The 3,885-nt window shown below is 56.8% G+C and carries 3 protein-coding genes and 1 pseudogene; 2 read left to right on the forward strand and 2 right to left on the reverse strand.

Annotation, left to right across the window (positions count from 1 at the left end; genetic code table 11):
• Together RTM06_RS22675 and RTM06_RS22680 are read right to left on the reverse strand one after the other, a co-directional pair.
• A pseudogene (locus RTM06_RS22675) lies at positions 1 to 391 on the reverse strand (transketolase); the annotation flags it as partial.
• 29 nt (positions 392 to 420) lie between these two features.
• Positions 421 to 879, reverse strand: coding sequence for an RpiB/LacA/LacB family sugar-phosphate isomerase (locus RTM06_RS22680; RefSeq protein WP_256696426.1), 459 nt, complete (start codon positions 877 to 879; stop codon positions 421 to 423).
• A gap of 446 nt (positions 880 to 1,325) precedes the next feature.
• On the opposite strand from RTM06_RS22680, the gene RTM06_RS22685 reads away from it, so the two are divergent.
• Positions 1,326 to 2,660, forward strand: a complete 1,335-nt coding sequence (locus tag RTM06_RS22685; RefSeq protein WP_312184796.1) for an MFS transporter — start codon at positions 1,326 to 1,328, stop codon at positions 2,658 to 2,660.
• 1 nt (position 2,661) lies between these two features.
• A partial coding sequence (locus tag RTM06_RS22690) for a dihydroxyacetone kinase family protein (protein WP_312184797.1) occupies positions 2,662 to 3,885 on the forward strand: 1,224 nt, incomplete at its 3' end.

Here is a 3,885-nt window from a genome sequence, read left to right on the forward strand (position 1 = left end):
GCTCGGCAATGGCAAAACCCACTGCGTTCGCAATGCCCTGACCCAGCGGGCCGGTGGTGGTTTCAACGCCCGGCGTGTAGCCGTATTCCGGATGCCCCGGCGTTTTAGAGTGCAGCTGGCGAAAATTTTTTAATTCGCTGAGCGGCAAATCGTAACCGCTCAGGTGCAACAGGCTATAGATCAGCATGGAGCCGTGGCCGTTCGACAAAACGAAGCGGTCGCGATTAGCCCAGTTGGGATTACGTGGATTGTGCTGTAAAAAGTCGAGCCACAACACTTCAGCGATATCCGCCATGCCCATCGGGGCGCCCGGATGTCCCGAATTGGCTTGTTGTACGCTATCCATACTCAAAGCGCGGATGGCGTTGGCTCTTTCCCGGCGTGTAGACATAAGGTTCTCCAGAGGTGCGACGTCGGCGCTTATTTAGCGTGAGAGACTTGTTCGTAGTAACCGATCTTCTCCACTTTGGCGGTTGAGCCGCCCCCTTCAAACTCCGATGCCAGCCAGGCATTCACGATGTTCTTCGCCAGCTCAGGCCCGATGACGCGCGCGCCCATGGTCATGATCTGCGCATTGTTGCTCTTGCGAGCACGCTCGGCAGAGAAGGTGTCGTGACACTGCGCCGCGCGCACGCCTTCTACTTTATTGGCGACAATCGCCACACCGATACCGGTGCCGCACAGCAGAATGCCGCGCTCAAATTCGTTCTTCTGGATGGCGGTGGCCAGCGCAAAGGCCACATCCGGGTACATCGGACGGTCGTTTTGCGCGTCATTGGTGTAATCCGTCACCACATACTCTTTCTCTTCCAGCAGATTTTTAATCACATTTTTCAATTCGATAGCCGCATCATCGGCGCCAATTGCGATAGTTTTCATCGTCGTTCTCCAGCAGGGTGTGCAATGACGCCTGCACGTTTGTTCAGCAGGCGAGAAGATGTTCATGGTTAGCCTGGCACAAACTCAATCATATGTTCAATGGTTGTTCATATGAATTGCCTTCAGGATCGCGCCTGAATTCCTCAAAAAACCCTGTTAAACCGCCTGTGCCGCGCCTTATGGGCGCAGTAATCCGATAAATTGACCAAAATCAAATCTCATGAAGCCGCTCACACTTTCGCGTGTTGCAGTTGAGGGATGCACAATTATCCGTGTAGTGTTCATATGTTCGCATGACTATACCAATGTACAAGAAGACCCATCGAGGACTCGAACATGTGTCATTTACACCGTACCTCTCAGTACTCCTGCAGCCAGCGCCTCTTTGGCGATTGGTCAACACCACATAAAGAAATGATCACTCACGCACGTCGTGGAGGTGCGTTATGAATCAACAAACAATGACGGCGGTGGAGCAATCCACCATCAGAAAAATCTCCTGGCGCTTAGTGCCGTTCGTGGCGCTGATGTTCTTTATCAACTTTCTCGATCGCACCGCGATTTCGTTTGCCGGCCCCAACGGCATGACGCAAGACCTCGGCCTCACCGCGCTGCAGTTTGGCCTGGCGTCGGGCATCTTCTTTATTGGTTACATCCTGCTGGAAGTGCCAAGCAACCTCGCGCTGCATAAGTTCGGCGCGCGTCGTTGGCTGGCGCGCATCATGATCAGCTGGGGCATTGTCTCGCTGCTGTTCACCTGGGTGAGCAGTGTGGAAGGCTTGTATACGCTGCGTCTGCTGCTGGGTATCGCCGAAGCGGGCTTCTTCCCAGGTGCGATTCTCTATCTCAGCATGTGGGTGCCAGGACGTCATCGCAGCAAAATCCTGTCGCTATTCTATCTTGCGCAGCCGCTGACGGTGGTGTTTGGCGCACCTTTAGCCGCGTCACTGATTCAGCAGCATGGTCTGTTTGGCATGGAAGGCTGGCGCGTGATGTTTATGGGCGTGTCGATTCCAGCGATTCTGATTGGTATCGTCGCGCTGTTCTGGTTGGTGGATTCGCCGCGTCAGGCCAAATGGCTGACCGCCGAAGAGAAAACCTGGCTGACTAACGAACTGGAAGCCGAGCATCAACAGAAGCAGGGCCATCAAAAACACAGCCTGCGTTCGGTGATGGGTAACGGCCGCGTATGGATGCTGTGCCTGATTTACTTCGGCTTTATTTATGGTCTGTATGCGCTGGCGTTCTTCCTGCCGACCATCATCGCGGGCTTCCAGCAGCAGTTCGGCACCACCTTTAACGTGATGCAGAAAGGGCTAATTACCGGCGTGCCGTACTTGATCGCGGCGGTGGTGATGTTCTTCTGGTCGAAAGATGCCACACGTCGCGGCTGCAAAACCTGGCACATCGCCATTCCGGCATTGGCAGGCGGTATCAGCGTCCCGCTGGCGCTGTATATGGATTCGCCGTTCACCACCATCATGGTGATCGCGATTACCGCCAGCTCCATCTTCGCCGCACTGCCGAACTTCTGGACCTTACCGACGCAATTCCTGACTGGCGCATCTGCCGCCGCAGCCATTGCCTTGATCAATACCTTAGGAAACGTAGCGGGCTTCTCTGCGGGCTACATCACCGGCGCACTGCATGACGCCACCAACAGCTACGCCTTGCCGATGTTTGTGGTGGGTGGATTCATGCTGCTGTCAGCGTTCCTCATGCTGTTACTTAATCGCCGTCGCTCGCCGTCTCAGCCGACCTCTTTAGCTCAGGAGCATTAATATGACGTACCTGTTTAACCAACCTTCAGCCTTTGCCGCTGAGCTTATCGAAGGCTTTGTCGCCGCCAACGCCAATAAAGTCCGTCAGGTCGCCGGAGGCGTGGTGCGCAGCACCCGCAGCCAGCCGAATACGGTGGCGGTGATCGTGGGCGGCGGGTCCGGTCACTATCCGGCGTTCGCCGGGTTGGTAGGACAAGGTCTGGCGCACGGCGCGGCGATGGGCAACTTATTCGCGTCGCCGTCGGCGCAGCAGATCTACAACGTGGCGCGGGCGGCCCATAACGGCGCGGGCGTATTGCTGATGTTCGGTAACTACGCGGGCGATGTGCTGCACTTCGGCCAGGCCTGCGAGCGTCTGCGCGCGGAAGGCATTGCTTGTGACGTGCTGGCAGTAACCGACGATATCTCCAGCGCGGGTAAAGATGAGCTGGAAAAGCGTCGCGGTGTGGCAGGCGATCTCTGCGTGTTCAAAGCCGCCTGCGCTGCAGCTGAAGCGGGTCACGATTTATCACAGGTGTTACAGCTGGCACAGCACGCCAATCAACGCACGCGTACATTTGGCGTGGCGTTTTCCGGTTGCAGCTTGCCGGGTGCTTCGCATCCGCTGTTTGAAGTGGAAAAAGGGCGCATGGCGCTGGGACTCGGCATTCACGGCGAGCCGGGGATTAAAGAGACCGACATGCCGAGCGCGGATGAGCTGGCCGAAATCTTCGTGGAGCGTTTGCTCAATGAATTGCCAGCCGATATCCCGCAGGCCGAAGGTCAGCGCGTGGCGGTGATCCTCAACGGGCTGGGCTCGGTGAAATATGAAGAGCTGTTTGTCGTCTATCGTCGCGTCGCGCAACTGCTGGCGGCGGCTAAGCTGCAGGTGGTTGAGCCGGACGTCGGTGAGTTTGTCACCAGCTTCAATATGGCCGGTGCATCACTGACGCTGATGTGGCTGGACGATCAGCTGGAAACTTTGTGGCGTGCGCCGACCAATACGCCCGCTTACCGTAAAGGCAGCGTGTTGGTGGCCGAGCCGTTAAGCGCTGCTGAACGGGTTGAAAACACCGAAGAAGCCTTGCCATCAGCTACAGCCGAATCGCAAGAGAGCGCGAAACGAGTGCTGCAGCTGCTCGAAGCCGTGGCAGAAATGTTACAGCGTAACGCTGAGCGTCTTGGCGATATCGATGCGGTGGCCGGCGACGGCGATCACGGTATCGGCATGGAGCGCGGCGTGCTG

Source organism: Pantoea sp. CTOTU46764, from assembly GCF_031974595.1.
Lineage (GTDB): Bacteria > Pseudomonadota > Gammaproteobacteria > Enterobacterales > Enterobacteriaceae > Pantoea > Pantoea trifolii.

What these genes read in the sequence shown, in the direction of transcription:
- RTM06_RS22680 (WP_256696426.1), bottom strand. Translation starts at nt 879, where the DNA reads ATGAAAACTATCGCAATTGGCGCCGATGATGCGGCTATCGAATTGAAA.
- RTM06_RS22685 (WP_312184796.1), top strand. Translation starts at nt 1,326, where the DNA reads ATGAATCAACAAACAATGACGGCGGTGGAGCAATCCACCATCAGAAAA.